The sequence below is a fragment of the Paraburkholderia tuberum STM678 genome (assembly GCF_902833905.1).
In the GTDB taxonomy this organism is placed as follows: domain Bacteria; phylum Pseudomonadota; class Gammaproteobacteria; order Burkholderiales; family Burkholderiaceae; genus Paraburkholderia; species Paraburkholderia tuberum.
The window spans coordinates 24,763-51,690 of record NZ_CADFGP010000027.1; the positions used below are offsets into that span (position 1 = coordinate 24,763).

14 protein-coding genes and 1 pseudogene are annotated in these 26,928 nt (G+C 66.3%); 6 read left to right on the top strand and 9 right to left on the bottom strand.

Annotated elements, in window-relative coordinates; translation table 11 throughout:
• Positions 1-28: 28 nt before the first annotated feature.
• The 4 genes and pseudogenes from HWY30_RS22880 to HWY30_RS22895 all read left to right on the top strand — a co-directional run bounded on the left by HWY30_RS22880 (position 29) and on the right by HWY30_RS22895 (position 4,402).
• Positions 29-982 carry an SPOR domain-containing protein gene (locus tag HWY30_RS22880; protein ID WP_090808315.1) on the top strand — a complete coding sequence of 318 codons (954 nt, stop codon included), beginning with the start codon at positions 29-31 and terminating at the stop codon, positions 980-982.
• A 7-nt stretch (positions 983-989) separates the two neighbouring features.
• Entirely contained in the window at positions 990-1,541 is a 552-nt protein-coding gene (locus tag HWY30_RS22885; RefSeq protein WP_090808318.1) for a CvpA family protein, read from the top strand.
• 89 nt (positions 1,542-1,630) lie between these two features.
• A complete protein-coding gene (gene purF, locus HWY30_RS22890) occupies positions 1,631-3,181 on the top strand; it encodes an amidophosphoribosyltransferase (protein ID WP_090810350.1) in 1,551 nt (516 codons plus the stop codon).
• A 238-nt stretch (positions 3,182-3,419) separates the two neighbouring features.
• Positions 3,420-4,402, top strand: a pseudogene (locus tag HWY30_RS22895) (PLP-dependent transferase).
• On the opposite strand, the gene HWY30_RS22900 reads toward HWY30_RS22895, so the two are convergent.
• Positions 4,336-5,124: an AraC family transcriptional regulator gene (locus HWY30_RS22900; RefSeq protein WP_090808320.1), complete on the bottom strand. Its 789-nt coding sequence runs from the start codon at positions 5,122-5,124 to the stop codon at positions 4,336-4,338. The pseudogene HWY30_RS22895 and the gene HWY30_RS22900 overlap by 67 nt on opposite strands.
• Before the next feature lie 19 nt (positions 5,125-5,143).
• The gene (locus HWY30_RS22905; RefSeq protein WP_090808322.1) at positions 5,144-5,485 is read right to left on the bottom strand and encodes an FKBP-type peptidyl-prolyl cis-trans isomerase; all 342 of its coding nucleotides are present in this window, start codon (positions 5,483-5,485) and stop codon (positions 5,144-5,146) included.
• Positions 5,486-5,680: 195 nt separating this feature from the next.
• Here HWY30_RS22905 and HWY30_RS22910 point away from each other — a divergent pair, with 195 nt between their 5' ends.
• Both HWY30_RS22910 and HWY30_RS22915 read left to right on the top strand, forming a co-directional pair.
• The gene (locus tag HWY30_RS22910; RefSeq protein ID WP_090808324.1) at positions 5,681-6,502 is read left to right on the top strand and encodes a sensor histidine kinase; all 822 of its coding nucleotides are present in this window, start codon (positions 5,681-5,683) and stop codon (positions 6,500-6,502) included.
• A gap of 91 nt (positions 6,503-6,593) precedes the next feature.
• Positions 6,594-7,937 (top strand): hemolysin family protein, encoded by a 1,344-nt coding sequence (locus HWY30_RS22915; RefSeq protein ID WP_090810353.1) that lies wholly within the window; start codon positions 6,594-6,596, stop codon positions 7,935-7,937.
• Between the two features lie 40 nt (positions 7,938-7,977).
• Here HWY30_RS22915 and treY read toward each other — a convergent pair whose 3' ends face one another.
• The 7 genes from treY to HWY30_RS22950 all read right to left on the bottom strand — a co-directional run bounded on the left by treY (position 7,978) and on the right by HWY30_RS22950 (position 26,535).
• The gene (gene treY, locus HWY30_RS22920) at positions 7,978-10,845 is read right to left on the bottom strand and encodes a malto-oligosyltrehalose synthase (RefSeq protein ID WP_090808326.1); all 2,868 of its coding nucleotides are present in this window, start codon (positions 10,843-10,845) and stop codon (positions 7,978-7,980) included.
• The gene (malQ, locus tag HWY30_RS22925; RefSeq protein ID WP_090808328.1) at positions 10,842-13,046 is read right to left on the bottom strand and encodes a 4-alpha-glucanotransferase; all 2,205 of its coding nucleotides are present in this window, start codon (positions 13,044-13,046) and stop codon (positions 10,842-10,844) included. Before malQ ends, treY begins: the two co-directional genes overlap by 4 nt.
• Complete coding sequence (gene treZ, locus HWY30_RS22930) at positions 13,043-14,947, bottom strand: malto-oligosyltrehalose trehalohydrolase (RefSeq protein WP_090808330.1); 1,905 nt, start codon at positions 14,945-14,947, stop codon at positions 13,043-13,045. The genes malQ and treZ overlap by 4 nt, the downstream gene beginning before the upstream one ends.
• A gap of 139 nt (positions 14,948-15,086) precedes the next feature.
• Positions 15,087-17,300: a glycogen debranching protein GlgX gene (gene glgX, locus HWY30_RS22935; RefSeq protein WP_090808333.1), complete on the bottom strand. Its 2,214-nt coding sequence runs from the start codon at positions 17,298-17,300 to the stop codon at positions 15,087-15,089.
• A 115-nt stretch (positions 17,301-17,415) separates the two neighbouring features.
• Positions 17,416-19,626 carry a 1,4-alpha-glucan branching protein GlgB gene (glgB, locus tag HWY30_RS22940; protein WP_090808335.1) on the bottom strand — a complete coding sequence of 737 codons (2,211 nt, stop codon included), beginning with the start codon at positions 19,624-19,626 and terminating at the stop codon, positions 17,416-17,418.
• Positions 19,619-23,086, bottom strand: a complete 3,468-nt coding sequence (treS, locus tag HWY30_RS22945) for a maltose alpha-D-glucosyltransferase (RefSeq protein WP_090808337.1) — start codon at positions 23,084-23,086, stop codon at positions 19,619-19,621. The genes glgB and treS overlap by 8 nt, the downstream gene beginning before the upstream one ends.
• Positions 23,083-26,535, bottom strand: coding sequence for a maltotransferase domain-containing protein (locus HWY30_RS22950; RefSeq protein ID WP_090808339.1), 3,453 nt, complete (start codon positions 26,533-26,535; stop codon positions 23,083-23,085). Before HWY30_RS22950 ends, treS begins: the two co-directional genes overlap by 4 nt.
• Positions 26,536-26,928 lie beyond the last annotated feature (393 nt).

The following is a 26,928-nucleotide window of genomic DNA, read 5'->3' on the forward strand; positions in this document are numbered from 1 at the left end:
CGGGCACCAGGCTCGAACCAAGCGATTCATGGGAATTTTCTCGTTCGGCAAGAAAGACGACGCGCCCAGCCGGCGCGGCGCAAACACCAGTTCCAATCGGGCCACCCGGGGTGAACGCGTCGAGCGGCGCACCCGCCGCACCGAGCGCACCGTCGATGCAGATGCAATGCTGCTCGACCCCACGCTGCCGGAAAAGCAGCGCGCGCGCCGCCGGCTCGTCGGCGCAATCGCACTGGTTGTCGCGGCGGTGATCATCCTGCCGATGGTGTTGGACTCGCACCCCAAGCCCGTCACCGACGACATCTCGATCGACATTCCGAACCGGCCCGCGCCGAAGCTCGCCAGATCCACCGCCAACGAAGACGTGCAGGCCGGCGTCGCGCTGGACAATCCGCCGGCCGCCGACACGGGCGTGGCTGCGTCCGGCCTCGCGCCGGCAACGAGCGCGGCGACCACGGCGGCAGCCTCGGTCTTCGCCGCCAAATCGACGCAATCGACGCAATCGACCGCAGCGAAACAAGGCGCGACCCCCTCCGCCGCAACTGGCGCTGTTACCGCCGCGACGCCGAAGCCCACCGCGAAGCCGCAAACGCAATCGCTCGCAGCCAACACCGCGCCTGCTGTCCCCGCCAAACAGACGAAGGCACCCGCCACCACACCGTCGGCGTCGACCGACGACGAAGCGAACACGGCCACCGCCAGCGCCGACGCGAACTCCGGCACGCCGGCTTCGCCGCCGGGCAACCGTTTCGCGGTGCAGCTCGGCGCCTTCTCGAACGAAGCGAACGCGCGCAATTGGGCCGCGAAGTTGAAAGCGGCAGGCGTGCCCACATATACGGAACATAGGAAGCAAGCCGACGGCTCGACGCTGACATTGCTGCGTGCAGGCCCGTTCGCCGACCGCGCCGCGGCCACCGCCGCTGTCGCGAAGGTCCGCGAGGCGGGCCTCGTGTCGGGCTCGAACGGCGGCAGAGCACAGTAAGCGAGCGATGTTCACTGCCTTCGACTACGCTGTAATGGCGGTGATCGGTTTGTCGGCGCTGCGAGGCGCCTGGCGCGGTTTGCTGTCGGAAGTGTTTGGTTTGATCGGCTGGGTCGCGGCGTTTTTCATCGCTTGCGAGTTCGTGGGCTACGTGGTCCCGTATATCCCGTCTACCTGGCCAGGCGGCGCGTTGACGCAGTGGCTGCTGGCTTTTTCGCTCGTGGTGATCGGCGTAGTGCTGGTCACGAGCGTGGTGAGCGCGCTGCTCAGCCGCCTCGTGCAGGTCACGGGACTGGGTGGTGCGGACCGCTCGCTCGGTTTGATGTTCGGCCTCGTGCGTGGGGTCGTTCTGGTGCTGATTCTGGTCGCCCTCGCAGGCTTGACCGAACTGCCCAAAGAGGAATTCTGGCGCAACGCGCTGCTTCGTCCGTATGCGGTTGCGGGCGTACGCGCAATGAAACCGCTGCTCCCCGAGGCGCTCGCCGCTTACGTCCATGTGGACGATTCGGGCGCCCCGAGCAATGCGCAACAGGACTCCGGCGCATACCGGCTGCCTTGACGTCGTAGCGCGTGCCGTCGCATGAAAGCGCGGGCGCGGTCGCAGGCACCGGTCGCTATCACGAATTTCGTACCTTTGAAGGACATGCCATGTGCGGCATCGTAGGCGTAGTTTCCCATTCCCCGGTCAACCAGCTGATCTATGACAGCCTGCTGCTTCTGCAGCATCGCGGTCAGGACGCCGCCGGCATCGCGACGGCGAACGGCAGCAATTTCCACATGCACAAGGCCAACGGCATGGTGCGCGACGTGTTCCGCACGCGCAACATGCGCAGCCTGCCGGGCACGACGGGCATCGGCCAGGTCCGTTACCCGACCGCCGGTTCGGCGTCGAGCGAAGAAGAAGCGCAGCCGTTCTACGTGAACGCGCCGTTCGGCATCATCCTCGCGCATAACGGCAACCTTACCAACTGGCAGCAACTGAAAGATGAGATGTTCCGCATCGATCGCCGCCACGTGAACACCAATTCCGATACCGAAGTGCTGCTCAACGTGCTCGCGCACGAGCTGCAACTGTCGAGCTCGGGTCTGCAGCTCGATCCGGCCGCGCTGTTCAAGGCGGTGTCGGGCGTGCATCGGCGGGTGCGCGGCTCGTATGCGATCGTCGCGTTGATCGCTGGCTACGGCCTGCTTGGTCTCCGCGACCCGTTCGGCATCCGTCCGCTGTGCCTCGGCAAACGGGAAACGGCTGACGGCGTCGAGTGGATGCTGGCGTCGGAATCGGTGGCGATCGAAGGTGTCGGTTTCGAATTCGTGCGCGACGTGCAGCCGGGCGAGGCGATTTTCATCGACGCCGAAGGCCAGCTGCATTCGCAGCAATGCGCGACGACCACCAGCCTGAACCCCTGCATCTTCGAACTCGTGTATCTGGCGCGTCCGGATTCGGTGCTCGACGGCGTGCCGGTCTACAACGTGCGTCTGCGCATGGGCGACTACCTCGCCGAGAAGATCAGGCGCGAGCTGCCCGACGTCGCAATCGACGTGGTGATGCCGATTCCCGATTCGTCGCGCCCGGCAGCGATGCAGGTCGCGAAGAAGCTCGGCGTCGAGTATCGCGAGGGCTTCTTCAAGAACCGCTATGTAGGCCGTACCTTCATCATGCCGGGGCAGGCGGTGCGCAAGAAGTCGGTGCGCCAGAAGCTGAACGCGATGAACATCGAGTTCAAGGGCAAGAACGTGCTGATCGTCGACGACTCGATCGTGCGCGGCACGACGTCGCATGAAATCGTGCAGATGGCGCGCGATGCGGGCGCGAACAAGGTGATTTTCGCGTCGGCTGCGCCGCCGGTGAAATTCCCGAACGTCTACGGCATCGATATGCCGACGCGTGGCGAACTGGTCGCGCACGGCCGCTCGGACGAGGAAGTTGCGCGCATGATCGGCGCGGACCACCTCGTGTATCAGGACGTCGATGCGCTGAAGCAGGCGGTGCGCGATATCAACCCGGCGCTGAAGGAGTTCGAGGCTTCGTGCTTCGACGGCAACTACGTGACCGGCGACATCACGACCGAATACCTCGACCGCATCGAAAGCGCGCGTCTCGCGCCGTCGTCGCAATCGGATCGCGATGCCGCGAGCGAAGCGATCGACGGTGGCGGCCCGGCGCGTTCGCAGCTGCATCTGCAACTGTCGGTGGGTTGAGCGTACACACCGCGCCCCGAGCGCATTAACATGTTGGCTTGCGTCGATTTGATCTCAGCTTGCGGACGCGGGGCAACCCGAAACAGCTAAAGCGAAGGGCGGAACGCGACAGTCGTCCGCCCTGGCTCCAGCCTCCCCGTACATGAAGCCCGCTTATGCCGACGCAAAAGCGGGCTTTTTTGTTGCTGCCTCATTTAGCCACGGAAGCAGCCACGGAAACCTGGAGACCAGAACCCACATGGACGACTTCCACGACTTTGACTTCGACACGCTGGCCGTTCGCTCGGGCACCGTGCGCAGCGATTTCAACGAGCACTCGGAAGCGGTCTTCCTGACCTCGAGCTTCGTGTTCGCGAGCGCCGCGGACGCCGCCGAACGCTTCAGGAACTCCGAGGACTATTTCACGTACTCGCGCTTCTCGAACCCGACCGTGTCGATGTTCCAGGACCGTCTGGCCGCGCTCGAAGGCGGCGAGGCCTGCATCGCGACGGCTTCGGGCATGGCCGCGATCATGTCGGTCGTGATGTCGACGTTGCAGGCGGGCGATCACCTCGTCAGCTCGCGGGCGCTGTTCGGCTCGACGCTCGGCATGTTCTCGCAGATCTTCAGCAAGTTCGGCATTACGCGAATGCGCTGTTCGTCGTCGATAGCTGCTTCTGCAGCCCGGCGTTGCACGGCGCGGACGTCGTCATGCATTCTGCGACCAGGTTCCTCGACGGCCAGGGCCCTGTGCTCGGCGGCGCGCTGGTCGGTTCGAAGAAAATCATCATGGAAAAGGTGTTTCCGTTCGTACGCAGCGCCGGGCCGACGCTGTCCGCGTTCAACGCGTGGGTACTGTTGAAAGGCATGGAAACGTTGCTGCTACGCGTCGAGAAGCAGTCGGCGAATGCGCTCGAAATCGCGCGCTGGCTCGACTCGCATCCGGCCGTCAATCGCGTGTTCTATCCGGGGCTCGAATCGCATCCTCAGCACGCGCTCGCGATGCGTCAGCAGAAGTTGGGCGGCGCGATCGTATCGTTCGAATTGAAGGGCGACACGCCCGAGCAGATGCGTACGACAATGTGGGCTCGAAAGCTGACAGGCAGGGCAAAACCTGTGCGCGGCATACAGGGCTTCAAATGGTCTCAAAGCCCTCCGCGCCACCTCCGCCGCGCTCAGTGCCGCAACGCGCGCCACTGCCCGGGCGCCAGCCCGAAACGCCGCGTGAACGCGTGCGTGTAAGCGCTCTGATCGCCGAAACCGATCTCGAGCGCGATATCGGTCAACGAAAGACGCGCGTCCGCAAGCAGCGTGATCGACGTGTCGAGCCGCAGCCGCTGCAAATAGCGATGCGGCGTCTCGCCGAACGCATCGATAAACAGTTGATGAAAACGCCGCATGCCGAAACCGCAGTGCGCGGCGAGGTCCGCGATCTTCAGCGGCTCGGACAGATGCGCGCGCAGCCAGCGGTCGATGCGCGCGAAATCGAGGCGAACGCCTTCGCTCTGCACACCGGCTAGTGCCCCGGAATCGGCGACAAGCGCGGCGCCCAGGCGTGCCGCAGCATCCCAATGAAAGCGACGGTGACCGAAGGCATTACCTTGCGCTTCGCCCACGCCGCCCGCAGCATGCGCGGCAATCGCGTGCACGAGCTGTGCGAGCGACGGATCAACGGCCACGGCGCGCGCGCGCTCGAACAACCGCTCGGGCACCGCCAGCGACGCCGCAGGCAAATCGAGCACGAGCTGCCGGTTGGTGCCGACACCCGCATAATCGTGCCGCGCGCCGGCCGGGATCAGCCATGCGGAGCCGGCGTCGATCTGCTCGGCGACGCCGTCAACCGCCATCACCATTGCGCCGTCGAGCCCCAGCACGACCTGGTGGAAGTCGTGCACGTCCGACGCTTCGATCGCGCCATAGCAGCGCAGCGAAACGTTGGGGGCGGTGACGGCGGCGTGGCTCACGACAATACTCAGGCGTGGCTCAGACTTCGAGCAGTTCGACTTCGAACACGAGCGTCGCGTTCGGCGGAATCACCCCGCCCGCGCCGCGCACGCCGTAGCCGAGTTGCGGCGGAATGGTCAGCTTGCGCTTGCCGCCGACCTTCATGCCTTGCACGCCTTCGTCCCAACCCTTGATGACCATGCCGCCGTCCAGCACGAACGCGAACGGGTCATTGCGGTCCTTGCTCGAATCGAACTTCTGGCCGTCGGTCAGCCAGCCCGTGTAATGCACGGTCACGGTCTTGCCGGCCACGGCTTCGGCGCCGGTACCTTCCACGAGATCTTCGTACTTCAGGCCGGATTCGGTCGTCACAGTCGACATGCGTTGCTCCTCAGATCAAAACGTAAAACCGACATTGTAGGCGCGTTGACGTCGATCGCCGAGTCTGGTCCGGTTCCGCGCATGGCATGCGGATTGCGTCCCGCGTCGCGATTCGGCCTCGACTGGCCGGTCCGAACGGGATGCCTATAATGAGGCTTCCCCCCATCATCCAGCATTGCCTGAGAGGACTCGATCGTGACTACGTCACCCAACGGGACTGCTGGCGCCCAGCCGGCGTCGGCCGGCTTCGTCATCACCGAACGCAGCGCGCTGCTGCGCGCGGAAACCGCGTTGTTCATGCGCGATCACGTGCTGTCGCAGGTGTCGCACGACCTGCGCGGTCCGTTGAATGCGATTCATAGCTGGGCGTACGTGCTCGAGCGCAAGCTCGACGCGAACGATCCCAATTCGCAGCGCGCGATCACCGGCATTCGCAGCGGCGTCGATCAGCAGGTGAAGCTGCTCGAGACGATCGTCGATGCGACGCGCGCCGAAACGAAATCGCTCGCGCTCACGTATGAACCCTTTCCGCTGCATCCGCTGCTCGACGAAACCGTCGAGGAAGTCCGCGCCGGCCTCGCCCGCGCGCGCGGCGTCGAAGTGCGGCTCGACTCGCAGATCGCCACCGAGCAACTGAACGGAGACCGCGCTCGGCTCGCCGCCGCGGTGTGGCTGATGCTGACGTTCGCCGTCGAAGCGAGCGCGCGGGGCACCGAGGTCGCACTGGCCGCGCGCGCGGACAACGGCACATGGCATGCGAGCGTCACGTACGAGCCGAACGAGGCCGCGTTGAACGACGCCGCGCTGCCGCATGTGCTCGAAGCGTTCGCGCGCAAGCAGGCGGGCGAACCGCACGAGGCGAAGCGCATCGCGTGGGTGTTCGCGTTGTGCAAACGCGTCGCGGAGGCGCACGGCGGAAGCTTCGAGCAAAGCGATACGACGGAAGCGGACGGCGTCACCGCGACCCCCGCCACGCTCGTGCTGCGCGTGCCATTCAGCGCGGCGGGGCCGAAATGAGCGTCGCGCGCGAATGCGTTGGCGCACAATCAAGAATTCATCGAGCTTTCAGCCCCTATACTGACAACTTTTGTTGCCGGAGCCCGTCGCTTTGATCCAGGTTGTCGCTCTTATCGGTGCAATGTTTCTGGTTGCACTCAACGGCTTTTTCGTCGCCGCCGAATTCGGTCTGGTCAAACTGCGGCAGACCCGTGTGCAAAGCCTTGCCACCCAGCATGGCATGCGCGGGCGTCTGCTCGCGAAGGTGCACGGACAGCTCGACGCGTATCTGTCGGCGTGTCAGCTCGGCATCACGCTCGCGTCGCTCGGCCTCGGCTGGATCGGCGAACCGGCGTTCGCGCAACTGCTGATGCCGCTTTTCACCGTGATCGGCGTCGAGTCCGAGAAGCTGATGCATGGCATTTCACTGTTCTTCGCGTTTTCGTGTATTTCGTTCCTGCATATCGTGGTCGGCGAACTCGCGCCGAAGTCGCTCGCGATTCGCGAGGCGGAGAAAATTTCGCTGTGGACCGCGACGCCGCTGTACGGTTTCTACTGGGCCATGTACCCGGCCATCTGGCTGCTCAACACGAGCGCGAACGCGGTGCTGAAGGCCGCGGGGCTCGATACCGACCAGGGTCACGACTCGCGTTACTCGACCGAGGAACTCAAGCTGATCCTGCGCGGCCGCCGCGCGAACGTCGCGAGCGAACTCGGTGCGTCGACCGGCGCGTACAGCCAGGACGAATGGAACACGATCGCGCACTCGCTCGACTTCTCGCGAATGACCGTATCGGACCTGATGCGGCCGTCGCATGAAATGGTGTGCCTGCGGCGCGATCTGCCGTTGCGCGACAACATGCAGGTGGTCGCGCGGCACCGCTTCAGCCGCTATCCGCTGTTCGAGGATGCATCCGGCGAACGCGTGGCCGGCATGATCCATCTGAAGGACCTGCTGCTCGCGCGCCAGGCGGGCAGCACGCTCGACGACCTGTCGCGCTACGTCCGCCCCGTGCAGTACGTGAAGCCGGACATGCCGGCGCTCGAACTGTTCCGGCGCTTTCGCAAGGGCGCGCCGCACTTCGCGCTGGTCGGCCACAAGAACGCGAAACCGATCGGCTTCCTGACGCTCGACAACCTGCTCGGCGCGCTGGTCGGGCAGATCCACGATGAATTCCGCCAGGGCGACGCCGACTGGACCCGCATGGACGACGGCACGCTGATGGGCAAGGGCAGCTTGCCGGTGGTGTCGCTCGAACGTGCTCTGGGTATCGACATCGATGAAGGCAAGGCCGAATCGGTGGGCGGGCTCGTGATCCAGGCGCTCAACGATCTGCCGAGCGAAGGGCAGCGCGTCGAGTTCGAAGACTTCGACGTCGTGGTCAAGAAGATGAAGGGACCGCGCATCGTGCTCGTGCGCGTGTATCCGAAGCTGTTCGACGACGAGGGCGGTTGAGGGTCGAGCCAAGCCGAAGCCTCAACCCTTTTTAGCCGCCTCAGCTTCGAGGCACCCCATCCTCAACCAACACCGCGACCGGCATCGCGGCGAGCGCGTCGCGCAGATATAGCAGCCCGTGATCGTCGACTTTCGGCGCGGCGGGGCTCAGCCAATCGAACAGCGCACGCGCCGACAGATCGGGCGGCATTTCGATGGCCGTATCCGCCCATTGCGCCGGCTCGACGAGCGGCAGACCAGCATCATCGCCAAGCAGTCGCGCGGCCAAACGACTGGCAATCACCACGGCCCACGCATTGCCATGCCGCCGCGCGAACGCGATCACACTCGACGCATGCGCGCCGCGCACCGTGAGCGGCAGATACGCGCCCTGACTCAGTAGCTCCGGCAGATGCGCGCGCAACGCCAGCACGCGCTGGATCACCGCGAGCTTTACGCGCCCGTCGCGCCAGTCCGCCAGAAATTCCGACGGCGGCGTTTGCGTCTGCGGCAGCCACGCCTCGCGTTTCGCGAAATCGACGGGCCGCCGATTGTCCGGATCGACGAGGCTGAAGTCCCACAGCTCGGTGCCTTGATAAAGATCAGGGATCCCAGGCGACGCGACGCGCAACACCGTCTGCTGCAGGCTGTTGAGCGCGCCCGCGCGACCAATGCGCTCGACGAACGCCGACAGCTCCTTCAGAAAGGCGTCGCGCCGCTGCGGCGCAAGAATGCCGAACAGGAATTCGCGGCAGCCGGCTTCGTAGGCTTCGTCGGGCGCAAGCCAGCTGGTTTGCAGCTTCGCCTCGCGCAGCGCCTTCAACTGCCATTGCGCGACGCGCTTGGCCAGCTCCTTGACGCCGGCTTCGTCGTCGGCGCGCAGCGGCGGCGGCCAGCAGCCCACCAGCGTTTGATACAGCATCGCCTCGGCGGCGGGGCCGGGAGCCCATGCGTCGCTCTTGTCCTGGCTCACGCTGTTGATCGGCGTGCCGTCGAGCGCTCGACGCTGCGGCGCGTTCAACGTCGACCATGCACGCAACGTCGCGCCCCATTCGTCGGCGATCTCGCTGAGCACCGCGAGCCGCGCGCGCACATCTTCACCGCGCTTGTGATCGTGCGTGGCGGTCGCAAGCATCGCATGAGGAAAACGTTGCGCGCGCTCGAGATTGCCCGCATGAAACTGCTCCACCGACAGCGCGAACTCGCCCGGGTCCGAGCCGACTTCGTTGCGCGACAGCAGACGGCCGTAGCGATAGCACGCGGTGTCCTCGATCGCCTTGGCGGCGAGCGGCGCGGTCAGCTGCGAAAACAGCGTTTGCGCGCTGCGCCGGGACGAGCCCGCATGCGGCGACGCTCCGCCGCCTTGCGCCTGCTGCTGCGACTGCGCGCCGGGCCGCGCGGGCGGCGCCTCTTCGGCGCTGCCGCCGAGCCACGCATTCACGCGCTCGAGCGCCGCATGGTCCGAGCGCGGCAGCGAAGCGCGCGCGCCCGCGAGCGCCTCCTCGAAATAGACGTTGTCGGCGGCGCTGCGCAGTCCGCCCAGCGGATACATGCGGTACACGGGGAAATGCACGACCAGTTCGGTGAGCACGCGGCGCAGCGCCGGGTACGTGAAGTCGCGCGTGCTCAGCGAATCGCGTGCGATCCGATGCAGCGCGCGCGCCGCGCGGTCCAGTTCCGCCGAGAAGTTTTCCCCGAGAATCTTGCGCCGCGCCGCGTGCGCTTCATCGGCGAAGCGCGCGCTGCGGCCGGTGAGCTCGGCCCACGTACCGGCGAGCGGGTCCGCGCCGGCCGGATCGTGCAGCAGCGCGCCGACGTCGTTCATGAAGTCGTAGCCCGTCGTGCCGTCGACGGGCCAGTCGTCGCGCAACGGCTCGCCACGGCCGAGAATCTTCTCCACCACCACATACGGCGCGGTGTCGCGCAACTCGCTGAGCCGCTGGCGCAAACGCTGGCAGTATTCGCGCGGCTCGGCGAGCCCGTCGATGTGATCGATCCGCAAGCCGTCGACGAGCCCTTCGCGATAGAGGCGAAAGATCAGCGCGTGCACCGCCTCGAACACCTCGGGCCGCTCGACGCGCACGCCGGCGAGCGTCGAGATGTCGAAGAAGCGCCGCCAGTTCACTTCGTCGGAGGCGGTGCGCCACCACGCGAGCCGGAAATGCTGCCGCTCGAGCAGCCGATGCAGCCGGTCGCGCGTGACCGGATCCTCAGGCGCGTAAGTCTCCAGCACGAACTCGATCGCCGACTCGCCTTCGCGCGCGACGAACTCGCGCAGCGCGTCGCGCGCCTCGGCGGCGCGTGGTTGGTCGGCGGGCTGCGTGGTGAGCCCCTGAAAGCGATTCGCGAGCGCGCTCAGATCGGCGCGGTCGGCGCCTTGCAGGATCGCCGCGTAATCGACCGGGCAGATCGGGAACACGTGCGGACCGTAGCCGATATGAAAGCGTCCGCTGTCGGCCGCGAAATGCAGCCCGATGCGGCCCGCCGCCAGTTCTTCGCCGTACGACGCGCCGAGCGTCGGCAGCAGCACCTTGCCGCGCAGTGCGGGATCGGGCGAATGCCAGTCGACGTCGAAATGACGCGCATACGCGCTGTGGCGGCCCCATTCGAGGATGTCGAGCCACCACGCGTTGCTCGACCCGCCGACGCCCATATGATTCGGCACCATGTCGACGATGAGCCCCATGTCGTGCGCGCGCAGCTTGTCGACGAGGTGCTTCAGGCCCGCCTCGCCGCCGTATTCGGCACTGACCTGGGTGTAGTCGACGGTGTCGTAGCCGTGCATCGAGCCGGGCTCGGCCGTCGTGATCGGCGACGCGTACAGGTGGCTGATGCCGAGCGCGGCGAAGTAGTCGATGTGCCGCGCGGCGTCGTCGAACGTGAAGCCTCGATGGAACTGGAGGCGCAGTGTGGAGCGTGGAACGGTCATGGCGTGTCAGGCTCCGCGGAAGTGTTGGATGAACGCGCGGCGGCGCGGCGCGCGCCGTCGACGGCCAGCAGGCGGTCGGTGAACACGGGGTCGTCGAACATCGCGTCGACGGGCAGCGTCATGCGGCGGCGCCAGTTCGGATGTTCGTCGATCGAGCCCGGCAGGTTCGGCTGCTCGTCGAGCGCGAGCAGGTCTTCGAGCGGAAACGTGACGAGCGGCCCCGGTGTCGCGGCGACGAATGCGAGCGCTTCGTCGACCGGCGCGTTGTCGGCGTCCGGCGGCGCGACCTCGGGCGCGGCCACGCCCGCTTGCTGGAACGCGCGCCACAAGTCGGCGCGCTGCTGCGCGCGCTCTTCGAGCGCCGCTTCCTCGGGATCGCGCCCGTCGGCGCGCGCCATCGTCTGGCCGATGCGGTTGCGCCACATGATGTCGCTGCCGCGCCACCAGCCGGCGACGGTCGGCAGATCGTGCGTGGTCGTCGTGCCGACCGCGTAGCGGTCCCAATCGGCCGGCGCCTTGAAGCCGTTGCCGTCGGGGGCGCCTTCGAACCACAGCACGCGAATCCCCTCGATGCCATGCTCGTCGAGCCGCTCCCGAAACCCGGACGGCACGGTGCCGAGGTCCTCGCCGATCACGATCGAGCGATGCCGCCACGATTCGAGCGCGATCAGCCGCAGCAGGTCTTCGAGCGGATAGCGCAGATACGCGCCATTGCGCGCGCTTTCGCCTTCGGGCACGAGCCACAGACGCCGCAAGCCGAGGATGTGATCGATGCGGATGCCGCCGGCATGCGCGAACGCCGCGCGCAGCATGTCGATGAACGCGGCGAAGCCTTGTGTGCGCATCGCGCGCGGCGAAAAGGTCGTGAGTCCCCACGACTGGCCGGCCTGGTTGAAGAGATCGGGCGGCGCGCCGACCGACACGCCCTGCAGCATGTCGTCGGGATAGGACCATGCATGACTGCCGGCGCTGTCGCAACCAACCGCGAGATCGGCGATCAGGCCGACCGCCATGCCGGCTTCGCGCGCGGTGTGCTGAGCGTGCAACAGCCCGCGCGATGCCAGCCACTGCAGGAACAGATGAAAGTCGACCTCGTCGCGATGCGCGGCGGCGAACGCCTCGACTTCGGGGCTGCGTGGGTCGCGCAACGCATCGGGCCAGTTGCGCCAATGGCCGTCGCCGCCTTGCGCGAGCTGCGCGGCCTGCAGCGCTTCGAAGCGCGCATGATCTTCGAGCCCGCGCCCCGCGCGTTCGCAGAAGCCGTGAAATTCGAGCGCTCGCGGCGAGTGCTGCGGGCGCTCGTTGGCGCTGAACTGCTCGTACAGCGCGCGCAAAACCGTGAGCTTCAGCGGGGTCGCGTGCGGCCAATCGATCAGCGGCAGCTCTTCATATTTGGACCACGCGTTGCCGGCCTGCGCCGATGCGGACGCGGACGCATCCGCGCCGAACACCGCGGCCGGATCGATATGCGTGACGTTGAGCCATAAACGCGACGACGGCGCGTACGGGCTGAAGCGCTCGGGCTGCGCGCTGAACATCGCGTGGGTCGGACTGACGGCGAGCGCGTGCGCGCCGCGCTGCGCGCCGTGCCGCGCAAGCTGCGCGAGCGCCGTGTAATCGCCGATGCCGCCGTCGCCGGTGCGGCGCAAGCCATACAGTTGCGCGGCGATGCCCCACAGTGGCGGCGCGGGCGGCGCGGCTTCGCGTTCGCCTTCTCCGCCGCCGCCGTGCAGCGTGCGCCACGCGTCGGCGACGGTGTAGCAGCGCGGCGGCGCGACCGCGAGCGTCATGCGCTGGTCGTTGATCACGAGCGTGTGATAGCCGGTTTCGTCGATCGGCGCGAGCAGCGCTTCCTCGCCTTTCGGCGCGGTGAAGCGGCCGTCGATGATCGAGCCGCTCTCCAGCTCGATCCGGTAATGGCTGCCCGACCTGACCGCGGCCGCGGGCAGCGCGATGCCACGCCCGATCACCGCGGTCATCAGCGGCGGCAGCCGGCGGCCCGATAGTTCGGCCTCCAGAGCAGCGGCGCTGTGGCGGATATCCGTGACGTTGCCGCACGGCAGACCCATGCGTTCGAGCAGCGTGCCAAGAGTCTTCTCCGGCACGTGCTGCGTATGATGGTGCGCGTCCTGCCACTCCACCTCGAAGCCTGCGCGGGTGGCGAGCGCGGCGAGCCTGTCGTTGGGGCGTCGGGTCGTCACGCGCGCTGCTCCTCGTGCGATGCGATGCGCGCATCGTGGCGGCTCGCGAATTCGTTGATGTCGCCGGTCAGCCAAGCGATGCACGCATGCGCGGGCAACACCCGCGCGTCGGCCTGTTCGCGCGCGCGCGGCGGTGTTTCGAAAATGATCTTGCCGTCGGGGATGGCGTCGAACGCGACGTTCTGCTGCGACAGATTCAGCGCGATCGACAGCGTCTCACCATCGCCGAGATTCCAGCGCGCGATCAGCGCGTTCGCGTCGCCGCCACCGGCATCGCGCAGCACGGTCGCGCCGCACGCCTTCGTATGTTTCAGGCGCGGCGTGATCAGCTTCGCGCGCACCGCGAGCGCGGACTTGTAGTAATGCATCCAGTCGAGCCGATCCGGCGTCGGCTTTACATCGGGCGCGGGTGGCGACGAGGCGGCGAAGGTCTGGGCATCGTTCGGATCGGGAATCTGCGCGCGGCGTTTCTCATCGCTGAACGCGGCAAAGCGCGCGAATTCACGGCGTCGCCCTTCGCGCACGGCGTCGGCGAGATCGCCGGTGTAATCGGTGAAAAACAGGAACGGTTGCGTCGAACCGTGCTCCTCGTCCATGAACAGCAGCGGAATTTGCGGCGACAGCAACAGCAACGCGGTCGCGGCGCGCAGCGCGTCATCCGAGGTCAGCTTGCGCAGACGTTCGCCGAACGCACGGTTGCCGATCTGATCGTGGTTCTGCAAAAACATCACGAACGACGTCGGCGGCAGATGCGCGCTCGCTTCGCCACGCGGCGCACCATCGTGCAGCGGCGACGGCTCGCCCTGATACGCGAAGCCTTCGGCCAGCACTCGCGCGAGCCGGCGAATCGGCTCGTTGGCATACGCGTGGTAATAGCCTTCGGTTTCGCCGGTCAGCAGCACGTGCAGCGTGTTGTGCGCGTCGTCGTTCCATTGCGCGTCGAAATGCGCGTCGAGCAGGCTCGCGCTGTTGTGCTCGTTTTCGACCACCAGATGCACGTGACGGCCCTGCTGCACGCGCGCGCGGATATGGTCCGACAGCTCGCGCAGCCACCCGGGATTGTCGATCGCATGCACCGCATCGAAGCGCAGTCCGTCGAAGCGGTACTCGTTGATCCAGTAGACGGCGTTGTCGGTGAAGAAGTCGCTGACTTCGCTGCGCTCGAAGTCGATCGCGGGGCCCCACGGCGTGTTCACGCCTGCGCGGAAAAACGGCTCCGCGTACGTATGCAGATAGTTGCCGTCCGGTCCGAAGTGGTTGTAGACGACGTCGAGAAACACCATCAGGCCCACACCATGCGCGGCGTCGATCAGCGCCTTCAGTTCTTCGGGGCGGCCGTATGCGGAGTCGGGCGCGTACGGCAACACGCCGTCGTAACCCCAGTTGCGACGACCGGGAAAGTCGTTCAACGGCATCAGTTCGATGGCGGTGACGCCGAGCGCGGCGAGCTCGGGCAGGCGCTTTTGCACGCCCGCATACCCGCCCATCGCACCGACGTGCAATTCGTACAGCACCGTTTCTTCCCAGGGCCGGCCGTGCCATTCGGTGTGTTCCCAATGGTAGGCGCGCGGATCGATGACCTCGCTCGGGCCGTGCACGTCCCGCGGCTGGAACCGCGAGGCCGGATCGGGCACCGCCTGCCCGTCGTCGAGCTGGAACCGATACAGCGTGCCCGCGCCGCTCTCGACGGTGGTCTCGAACCAGCCGTTGCCGGTCGGAGCCATGTCGTGCGCGCCTTGCGCGGGGCCGTTTTCGACGACCACCTGCACGCTGTTGCACGACGGTGCCCAAAAACGGAACCGCGTGCGCGGTCGCGGGCCGCTCGCGCCGATCAACTGCGCGCTGAACGGCAGGCAGTGCGCGTGATGATGCGTGTGAGGATCAATCGGACTTTCAGACATGTCTTCACCATTCGAATCTGCTAACGAGCCTGGACGGCAATGCGACGCAACGCAAGCAGGCATTGCGTCGCAACATTCTTGCCACCCCGGCTGCGGCGCGATTTGTCCACGCTCGAACGAGGTCGCCGCAGTGCATCGTTCATTGCGAACCAACATCGTTTGCGGTCTGCGCGCCCGGATCGGGCGGCAGCGCGGTCAACAGCCGCGGCCCGTGCTGCGCGCCAGCCACCCAGCCGGCTTGCCAATCCGCTTCACCGGTCGGTTGCGCGGCGAGTATCACGAGGCCGTGCGCGGCGACCTCGAGTTCGGCCGTCGCGAGCCGCTGCGGCGCGCGTTCCGGATCGGCCGTGTCTAACAGCACATGCCATTCCAGGTGCGGCGCGGGAGGCGCGAACTGCAGCGGTTCCTCGTGAGCGTTGAGCATCATTAACAATACTTCGGTTTCGCCATTCAGGCCCGGACCCGCGCGACGCAACGTGAACGCGCGTCCCTCCGGGTCCTGCCACGCTTCGATCGTCAGCGGATCGCCGTGTTCGTCGAACCAGCCGACGTCGAACAGGCCGGGCAGCACTTCGCGGTCGCCGAACAGAAAGCGCGTTTCACGTAGCAGCGGATGACGCTTGCGCAACCCGATCACGCGCGCGACGAACTCGGTCATGCGCTGACCTTCCGGCGAATCCGCGAGGTCCCAGTCGATCCAGGATAGGTCGTTATCCTGACAGTACGCATTGTTGTTGCCGCGCTGCGTGCGCAGCGCTTCGTCGCCGGCCAGCAGCATCGGCGTGCCGAGCGCGATCATCAGTGTCGCGATCAGCGAGCGCGACACCCGACGGCGGGTCGCGAGGATCGCGGGGTCGTCGGTCGCGCCTTCGAGACCCCAATTGCGGCTGCAATTCTCGTTGTGGCCGTCGTTGTTGTCTTCCAGGTTGGCTTCGTTGTGCTTCTGCTCGTACGCGGTGACATCGGCCAAGGTGAAGCCGTCATGCGACGTGACGAAGTTGATCGACGCCCACGGCTTGCGATGCCGCCGGTTGAACAGATCGGCCGACCCGGTCAGGCGCGCGGCGAGGTCGGGCCGCAGGCCGGCATCGCCACGCCAGAAACGTCGCACCGTGTCACGGAAACGGTCGTTCCATTCGCTGAATCCCGGCGGATGATTGCCGAGCTGATAGCCGCCAGGGCCGAGATCCCATGGCTCGGAAATCAGCTTGCGTTGCGATAGCACCGGGTCCTGGCGCAACGCGTCGAACAGGCCCGAGCCAGGATCGAAGCCGTGGCTTTCGCGCCCGAGCGTCACGCCGAGATCGAAACGGAAGCCGTCGATATTGAACGCGGTCGACCAGTAGCGCAGTGAATCCATCACCATCTGCAGCACGCGCGGATGCGGCAGATTGACCGTGTTGCCGCAGCCCGTGTCGTTGATATGGTGACGCTCGTCGCCGGGAATCAGCCGGTAATAGCTGGCATTGTCGAGGCCGCGCCATGAAATGGTCGGGCCCATCTCATTGCTTTCGCAAGTGTGGTTGTAGACCACGTCGAGAATCACCTCGATGCCGGCCGCGTGCAGCTGGCGCACGGCGATGCGCATTTCGTCGAGCCGGTGCGTGCTCAGATAGGTCGGCTCCGGCGCGAAGAACGCCGCCGTGTTGTAGCCCCAGTAATTGCGCAGGCCGCGCTCCACGAGGAAGCGGTCGTTCAGAAACGCGTGCACGGGCAGCAGCTCGACCGCGGTCACGCCGAGCTTCAGCAAATGCTCGATGAACTCCGGCGACGCGAGCGCCGCGAACGTGCCGCGTTCATGCTGGCGCAGATCGGAGCGCAGCATCGACGCGCCGCGCAAGTGCGTTTCGTAGATCACGGTCCCGCCCCACGGCACGTCGGGCCGCCTGTCGTGCGACGAGTCGAACGCCTCGTCGATCACGACGCACTTGGGCATCGCGGGCGCGGAATCGCGCCGGTCGATCGAAAGGTCCGCGCGATTCGAATGCACGCGATAGCCGAACAGCGCGTCGGACCAGCGAAACTGCCCGACGAGCTTGCGCGCATACGGGTCGAGCAGCAGCTTGTGCGGATTGAAACGATGCCCGAAATGCGGCTGATACGGCCCATGCGCGCGAAAGCCGTACGCGGTGCCCGGATGCGCGTTCGGCAGATAGCCGTGCCAGATCTCGTCGGTGCATTCGGGCATGGTGAAGCGGCGAATCTCCTTGCGGCCGGTTGAATCGAACAGGCATAGCTCGATTTTCTGCGCATTGGCCGAGAACACCGCGAAGTTGACACCCAGCCCATCCCAGTTCGCGCCGAGCGGATACGGCGAGCCGGGCAGCAACCGCTCGGGCAACGCATGCGACATGATTTCCCTTTCCTGTTCTGATTGTCGAGCTGGAGCTCGGGTCTGACTGGGTCTTCATGCAACGGGCGCGCGGCGGCTGCCTGTGCGCCGCGCGCCCGGGTTACGGCACGTTTTCTCAGTCCGCGCGCAATACGATCGTCGCGAGCGGGGGCAAGATCAGCGCGGCGGAATGTGGCCTGCCGTGGCTCGATACATGGTCGGAATGAATCAGCCCGCCGTTGCCCATGTTCGAGCCGCCATACACGCCTGCATCGGTATTCAGCACTTCCACCCAGCGTCCGCCGCGCGGCATGCCCAGCCGATAGCCGAGCCGCGGCACCGGCGTCATGTTGCACACCACGACGAACTCCTGGCCCGCGCCGTCGGTGCGCCGATAGGCGAACACGCTGTTGCCGCTGTCGTCGCCGATCAACCATTCGAAGCCGCCCGGTTCGCTGTCGAGCAGATGCAGCGCGGGCTCGTTGCGATACAGATGGTTCAGGTCGCGCACCAGTAATTGCACGCCGTGGTGGTTCGAATCGTCGAGAAGATGCCAATGCGGCGAGCCGTCATGGTCGAACTCCGCCATCTGGCCGAATTCGCCGCCCATGAACAGCAGCTTCTTGCCCGGGTGCGTCCACATGAAACCGAAGTACGCGCGCAGATTAGCGAAACGCTGCCAGCGGTCGCCGGGCATCTTGCCGAGCAGCGAGCCCTTGCCGTGCACCACCTCGTCGTGCGAAAGCGGCAGCACGAAGTGCTCGGAATATGCGTACACCATGCCGAACGTCATGTTGTGGTGGTGATACTGGCGATACATCGGGTCTTCGTGCATGTAGTGCAGGGTGTCGTGCATCCAGCCCATGTTCCACTTGAAGTCGAAGCCGAGGCCGCCGTCCGCGAGGCGCGCGGTCACGCCCGGCCATGCGGTCGATTCCTCGGCGACCGTGATCGCGCCGGGCGCGCCCGGCACATAGCGGACCTCGTGATTCAACCGCTTCAGGAACGCGATCGATTCGAGATTCTCGCGGCCGCCATAGATGTTCGGCACCCACTCGCCGGCCGCACGGGAGTAGTCGCGATACAGCATCGACGCGACCGCATCGACGCGCAGGCCGTCGACGTGATAGCGCTTCAACCACGCGAGCCCCGACGCGATCAGGAACGCGCTGACCTCGTTGCGGCCGAGGTTATAGATCATCGTGTTCCAGTCCTGGTGATAGCCTTCGCGCGGATCGGCATGCTCGTAGAGCGGCGTGCCGTCGAAATCGATCAGGCCATGCGCGTCGTTCGGGAAATGCGCGGGCACCCAGTCGAGAATCACGCCGAGCCCTGCTTCGTGCGCGCGATCGACGAAATGCGCGAACTGCTCGGGCTTGCCGAAGCGCGCGGACGGCGCGAACTGCCCGAGCGGCTGATAGCCCCACGAACCGCCGAACGGATGCTCGGCGATCGGCAGAAATTCGAGGTGCGTGAAGCCCATGCTCTTCGCGTAGGGAATCAGCCGCTCGGCGAGCTCTTCCCAGACGAGACCACGCTGGCCTTCCTCGGCGACGCGCAGCCACGACTCCGCGTGCACTTCGTAGATCGTGATCGGCGTGCGCGCGGTCTGCTTGTCGGCGCGCGACTGGATCCACTCGTGATCGCTCCACGGAAACTGCTCGATCTCGTCGACGTGTGCGACGATCGATGCGGTGCCCGGCGGCTTTTCCGTCTGCATCGCGCACGGGTCGGCCTTCAGCGGCAGCGGATGGCCGTCGCGCGACAGCAGCTCGTACTTGTAGCGCGTGCCGGCGCCGACACGCGGCACGAACAGCTCCCACACGCCCGCCTGGTGACGCAGCCGCATCGGATGGCGGCGGCCGTCCCACGCATTGAAGTCGCCGACCACCGACACGCGCCGCGCATTCGGCGCCCACACCGCAAAGCGCACGCCCGGCACACCGTCGACGTCGACCGGCCGCGCGCCCAGACATTCGAGCACCGCGTACGGATCGCCGCGCGCGAGACGTTCGAGCGGCTCGCCGCCGAGCACCGGAGCAAACGAATAGGTATCCTCCACTTCCTGCACCACACCATGCCAGTCGATGCGCAAGCGATACGGCATCGCCGACGTGATGCGGCCCGCGAACAGGCCAGGGCGCAGTTGTTCGAGTTCGCCGAGCGTCGCGCCATCAGCGCGCGAAATCACGGTGACGTGCGCGGCGTTCGGCAGCAGCGCGCGCACGATCGGCCCCGCGTCCGTCTGATGCAGCCCGAGCTGCGAAAACGGATCGGGGTGACGCGCTTCGACGAGCGCGTCGATATCGACGGGTTGAAGGCCTGCGGCCGGATCATGCTCACTCATAGTCGCCCTCGGCCGGGTTAGGCGGCGTGGCCGCGCCAGGCGCCTGGGTTGACGGATCGTGGTGCGGCGGCCTGCCGGTGTCGCCGAGCAGCCGGCTCACGAGCGCCGCGAGGCCGCGCACCGGCAAGCCGAGCCACGCGGGTCGGTTGGCCGCTTCGTAGCGGATTTCGTAGGCGGCCTTCTCGATCAGGAACAGATCGAGCAGCGCCTCCTCGGATTCGGGCGCGACGAGCGGCGTCGGCGACTGCGCGGCGGCCGCGCGATATTCCGCGAGGAACGCGCCAGTCGCGTGCGCGCGGAAGCGTTCGAACAGCGCGCGCTTGCGATCGGCGGTCTGTTGCGGCGCGCCTTCGGTGGTCGATTGCGCGGCTGCGCTCGCATACGAGAGCGAGCGCATCAGACCGGCCACGTCGCGCAACGGGCTCGATTTCTGGCGACGCTCGTCGAGCGAACGCGCGGGCTCGCCCTCGAAGTCGATCAGGTACGCGTCGCCGTGCGCGACCAGTACCTGGCCGAGATGGAAGTCGCCATGGATGCGGATGCGCAACGCGCCCGCGTCGCCCGGCACCAGCTTGTCGACGGCCTCGACGAGCGCGGCGCGGCGATCGATCAGACTTTGCGCAAGCCCCTTCGTGTCCGCGTCGCTCATGTCCGCGATGCGCGGCGCGAGCAGATCGAGCGCGGCCGCGAGCATCGTCTGCGCCGCCTCGACCCATGCCTTCACCTGTTTGGCGTTGGCCGGTTCCGGCGCGAACGCGGGGTCGTCGCTCGGCGTGGCGAGCGCGACGTGCAACTCGCCGAGCCGGCGGCCGATGATGCCCGCGAGTTCGCCGTAACCGTCCAGCAGAATCGACTCGTTCGTGCGATCGGGTACGCTCTGCGTCTCGGTGTCAATCGCGATCGCGAGTTCGTCGACCGAGCGGCGCAGATAGTCGAGCGACCAGTTCCACGCATCGCCCTGATTGTCGATAAAGCCCTGCAGGATCGCCAGCGTATGCGGCACACCCTCGGGATCGACGCGCACCACTTCGCCATACAGCGGTGCGGTGTTCGCATAGCCGAGCTGCGTCAGATAGCGGCTGATTTCCGCTTCCGGATGGATGCCGCTGACGAGCCGTCGCACCAGCTTCAGCACCGCGGCATCGGCGACGATCAGCGAGCTGTTGCTCTGTTCGGCCGCGAGCCAGCGAATCTCGGGCCGCTCCCCGAGAGCGTCGAGTTCGGCGAAGCGCTCAGTCGGCAGGAACTTGATCTCGCTTTTCTGCACGGTCGGCACGACCGCGCGCTCGCGCATCTTGCGCAGCACGTTGTGCGCGAAGATCGGCAGCGAGAACGCGTCGGTAAGATGGCCGACGTTGCGGCCCCGCCGCACGCGTGCAAGCGCCAGTTGCAGAAACAGCGGCGTGGTGGTTTCGCCGCCCCATGTGATCGCGATCGGCACAACGTAGCGCTCGGTGTGGTTGCCGACGTCTGCTTCGATTTCAGTGAACGCGAAGCCGCCGTTCGGGATCGTGGTCAGCGCGGCGAGCCGCACCGCGTGCATCTTCTGATCTTTCGACGCGAACCAGCGGCGCCGGCTCAGCCACGACGGCAGCACCTCGGATTCCAGCAGCCGCACGTTTTCGGGTGTCGGCCCGGACTGTCCTTCGCGGATCACGATCGTGACGAACTCGGGCAGCGGCTCGGAATGCGCCTGCGCCCATGTCGGACGCCCGCCGCCTTCGCACAGCATGAACCACAGGAAGCCGTAGGGCGGGAACGTCAGCAGATAGGTCAACTGGCCGATCGCGGGGAACACCGAATCGGCGGTCATCTCGATCGGCACGAAGCCTTTGAATTCTGACAGCTCGAGCTCGACCGCCTGCGGCGCACGCGACAGATTCGCGACGCACAGGATCGGCGCCGCGCCGGGCATCTCGCGCAGATACGCGAGAATCTTGCGGTTTTCAGGCTTCAAAAAGCGGATCGTGCCGCGTCCGAAGGTCTGCTTCGCGCGCCGCGTCGCAAGCATGCGGCGGGTCCAGTTCAGCAGCGAATGCGGGTCGCGGCTCTGCGCTTCGACGTTGACCGCGTCGAAGCCGTACAGCGTACCCATCACGGGCGGCAGCACCAGTTGCTCAGGGTCGGCGCGCGAGAAGCCGCCGTTGCGATCCGACGACCACTGCATCGGCGTGCGCACACCGTCGCGGTCGCCGAGGTGGATGTTGTCGCCCATGCCGAGTTCGTCGCCGTAGTAGATGACCGGCGTGCCGGGCATCGACAGCAGCAGCGAGTTGATCAGCTCGATGCGGCGGCGGTCGCGCTCCATCAGCGGCGCGAGACGGCGGCGAATGCCGAGATTCAAACGTGCGCGGCGATCGCTCGCATAGGTGTTCCACAAATAGTCACGCTCGGAATCGGTGACCATTTCGAGCGTCAGCTCGTCGTGATTGCGCAGGAAGATCGCCCACTGGTTCGATTCGGGGAGTTCCGGTGTCTGCTTCATGATGTCGGTGATCGGGAAGCGGTCTTCGCTCGCGATCGACATGTAGATGCGCGGCATCAGCGGGAAGTGGAATGCCATATGGCATTCGTCTTCGTTGCCGAAATACTCCTTCACGTCCTCGGGCCACTGGTTCGCCTCGGCGAGCAGCATCCGGTTCGGGTACTCGGCGTCGATGGTCGCGCGAATCCGCTTCAGGATCTCGTGCGTCTCAGGCAGGTTCTCGTTGTTGGTGCCTTCACGTTCGACGAGGTATGGCACCGCATCGAGCCGCAGCCCGTCGATGCCCATGTCGAGCCAGAAACGCATCACGTGCAGCACCTCTTTCAACACCGCCGGATTGTCGAAGTTCAGATCGGGCTGGTGCGAGTAGAAGCGGTGCCAGTAGTACGCGCCCGCAACCGGATCGTGCGTCCAGTTCGACGGCTCCGAGTCGATGAAGATGATGCGAGTCTCCGGGTACTTCTGATCGGTATCGGACCACACGTAGTAGTTGCGATAGTTCGAGCCGGGCTTCGCGCGCCGCGCGCGCTGGAACCACGGGTGCTGATCCGACGTGTGGTTGATGACGAGCTCGGTGATCACGCGGATGCCGCGCGCGTGCGCTTCCTGAATGAAGCGCCGCACGTCCGCGAGCTGACCATAGTCGGGATGTACGTTGCGGTAGTCGGCGATGTCGTAGCCGTCGTCGCGGCGTGGCGACGGATAGAACGGCAGCAGCCAGATCGCGTTGACGCCGAGCTCGGCGATGTAGTCGAGCTTGGCCATCAGACCGGGGAAATCGCCGACGCCGTCGTTGTTCCCATCGAAGAACGACTTGATGTGCACCTGATAGATGATCGCGTCCTTGTACCACAGCGGATCGTCGCTGAGGGCCGCGGGTTTGCCGCGGCGGCGCGTGCGTACCTTCGCCGCGGTGCCGACGGCCACCGCCGTTTGCGCCTCGTGCGCGGTTTGGGCTGGATCGTCGCGCTTCATGTTCCACCTTCCATCCAGGTTGGGTTGACAGCGTCTGCGTGAGGAGCGCTGTCGGGATCGTGGTCGCTGTCCTCGGGGCGATCGGCGGGCAGGCCGCCTAGCGGCGCGATTCGCCAGATCGAGAAGGGTTGGCCCGAGCCGAGCCGCACGTGTTGCCAGCGTCCGTGCCATTCGAAGCGTGCGCCGGTCATCTGGTCGATCACTTCGAGCGTGGCGTGATCGTGTAGATGCCAGCGCTGGAACGTGTCCCACGACAACTCGATGTCCGCGCCCTGTTCGTTGAACGGATCGAGATTGATCGCGACGACGATCACGTTGTCGCGCGATTCGGTCGCTTTCTCGAAGCACAGGATGTGGTCGTTGTGCGCGGCGAGGAACGTGAGACCGAGATGCGTTTGCAGCGCCGGATTCGCGCGACGGATGCGGTTCAGTGCGGTGATCTCGCCGACGATATTGCCGGGCCGGTGCCAGTCCCACGCCCGCAACTGATACTTTTCGGAGTCCAGATACTCTTCGCTGTTCGGCAGCGCGGTGGCCTCGCACAGTTCGAAGCCGCTATACGCGCCCCACAGGCCGGCCAGGGTCGCGGCCAGCGCCGCGCGGATCAGAAAGCCCGTGCGTCCCTGCGATTGCAGATGGCGCGGGTTGATGTCCGGCGTATTGACGAAGAAGTTCGGCCGATAGAAATCGCGCGCGCCGGTCTGCGTGAGTTCGCCCATGTACTCGGTGAAATCGCGCTTCGACTCGCGCCACGTGAAGTACGTGTACGACTGCGAGAAGCCGATTTTGCCGAGCCGGTTCATCATGCGCGGCCGCGTGAAGGCTTCGGCGAGAAAGATCGTGTCGGGGTGGCGCGCACGCACGTCGGCGATCATCCATTCCCAGAACGGCAGCGGCTTGGTGTGCGGATTGTCGACGCGGAAGATGCGCACGCCCGCGTCGACCCAGAACAGGATCACGTCGCGCAATGCGAGCCACAGGCCGGGCTTGGCGTCGTGCGCGTAGAAGTCCGGGTTGACGATGTCCTGATACTTCTTCGGCGGATTCTCGGCGTAGCGCAGCGTGCCGTCAGGGCGCCACGCGAACCACGTCGGATGCTCCTTCAGCCACGGGTGATCGGGCGAGCACTGGATCGCGAAGTCGAGCGCGATCTCGAGGCCATGCGCATGCGCGGCGGCGAGCATCGCCTTGAAATCGTCGAGCGTGCCGAGTTGCGGATGCACGGCGGTGTGACCGCCCTCGGCGGCGCCGATCGCATAGGGACTGCCCACATCGCCCGGCTGCGTGGTCAGCGTGTTGTTGCGGCCTTTGCGGTTCGCGAGGCCGATCGGGTGGATCGGCGGGAAGTACAGCACGTCGAAGCCCATGTCGCGGATGCGCGGCAGCTTCGCGCTCACGTCCGCGAACGTGCCGTGGCGCGACTCGTCGTCGCTCATCGAGCGCGGGAAGATCTCGTACCAGCTCGCGAAATAGGCGGCCGTGCGTTCCGCGTCGATCTTGTAGATCACGGGGTCGCGGCTCAGAAACGGGCGATGGCGCGCGGCGGTCATTGCCTTCGCTGTGGCGGGCGCGAGAATCACTGCGAGCTTCTGTTCGGCGTCGGCCTTCTGGAAGTCGCGCACGATGTGTTCGAGCGGCTCCTTGTCGGCGCCTTCGGTCGTCTCGACTTCGGCGAGCACGAGCGCGAACAGATGCGCGGCTTCGTCGAGTTCTATCTCGACGGTCTGGTTCGCCTTCAGCTTCTTCTGGATGTGCTCGACGAGCGACGCGAACTCGTCGCGCCACGCGATCACGGTGAACTCGTAGCGGCCGATCCGCTCGAGCGGAATGCGCGCGCTCCACAAGTCGAGCCCGGCCGGCGGCGCGGGCGACATCAGTTCTTCGTGCCACGCGGTTTCGTCGGCCGCGCGCCACAGCACGGCAGCCGCGATCTTGTCGTGACCTTCGGCGAAGATCGCCGCGCGAATTTCCGCCCGCTCGCCGACGCTGCGCTTGGCCGCGAAGCGACCGTTCTCCACCGACGGCGACACGCTCTCGATCGCGACGCGCGGCGCTTCGATCGCGTCGAGCACTGTCTTGCGGCCGCTGCGCTTGCTGTTCGCCTTGTCGATCGGCGGCGCGAGGCAGATCGGCTGTTCCGCGAACGCGCGCAGCAGCCGCACCGCACCGGGCGCGAGCGCGAACGGCGCGAGTGCCGCGGGTTCGGTTCGGCCGCGCGCGTCGAGCGGCGCGAAGCGCGTAAAGCTGCCCGGCACGCCCGCGAGGAAGCGCGCGGGATCGACACGCACTGGCGCGCCGAGTTCGGGATTCACGACGATCAGGACTGCTTCGCTGGCGTCGCGCAGATCGGCTGCGTCGCCGCGCAGCAGAACCGCGGCCGATGCGCCGGGGCCGCTCAATGGGCGCAATTCACCGTTCGCGTGCAGTGTCGGCGTGTTGCGCGCGAAGTCGTTGGCCTGGGTGACGGCGGCGCTCAGATCGAAGCGGCGCGACTGCGCGGCGCGGGCGAACTGCGCGGCGTCGCCGCGCGTTTGCGACATCGGTTCGGCGATGCCGTATTCGAAGCCCATCGGCATCATCCAGCCGCTGCCCAATGCAACCGACGTGAACAGCGCGCGTCGATACGCCCGCTCGACGATCGCCGCATCATGCACGTCGATCAGCTCGGCGGCGAGGCGGGTACCGTACGGCGCTTCGGGAAAGGCGATCGGCGCACCAACGCGCGCGAGCGCCGCATGCTCCTCGGCCATCCAGCTCGAACGGAAATCCCACCAGCGCACCGACGAAAACGCGCTGTCGAAGCCGGCTGCTTCGAGACCGGGCAGATCGCCGCGCGACAGGCCCGGCGTTGCCGCGAGAAAGCGCACGCGCGGATGCTTCGCGCGCACTTCATCGCCGAGGTGCCGCCATACGGCAGCCGGCACGCGATGCGGCGAATCGAAACGGAAGCCGCCGACACCGGCCTCGGCGAGCGCGAGCAGTTGCTGGGTCCACCAGACGCTCAGCGAGGCACTCGTCGCGGGGTCGTCGAAATTCGCGTAGGCAACGTTGTCTTCGCGATGCACGTGGCGCGGATCGAGCCGTGCGAGCTCGGACTCACGCGCGTGAAACCAGTCCGAATGCTCGCTGTACAGCACGCCGTCCGCGGCCATGCGGTCGATCACGAGATCGACCAGCAGCGTCAGGTTGTTGCGGCGCGCGGCATCGGCGAGCATGCGCACGGCGTCGTGCACCGAATGCTGCGCCTCGAACACCGGATGCAGCCGAGCGTGATTGCCGACCACCTGGCCATGGCCGGCCTGGCCGGGCTCGAACAGCCCGCCGATCAACGCATGATCGAAGCCGAGCCCGGCCGCATGAGCGAACTGCGCGGGCCAGGCATCGAGGGGCCCGACGAGAAGAGAATGAAAAAAGTAAATCCGCGGCGCGTACCCGTTTGGAGATTCCATCGGTCGTTTCCAGAATTGTCCTGCTGCGGTGTGGATGCACTTGGCATGCGATCACAGCGCTCATTGGGCTTCCCGAGCCGGATACCGCGCGATGCGTCAGCGGGGGCACGTACTGGTCAATGTAGTGCAAAGATCGTCGCGCCGCTGGCCAGTCGCGGGTGCTTTGACGCCAGACGCCGGTCTCGCGGGACTGGTCGTCACTCGTCGCGGAAAGGAGCAAACCGTGTGCCAACGCGGGCAGCCGGGCACCGCGCTAGCGCGGAAACGGGGAGGTTACGGTGAGATGGCGGGTGCCGAAGGTGCGCGCGCGCACGGAGCGCGCGCAAAAATGCGGGCATTGTTACGCACGCCGCGGCTGGCCGGCATGTAAAACGGGGTGGTGTGGGGCCGGTT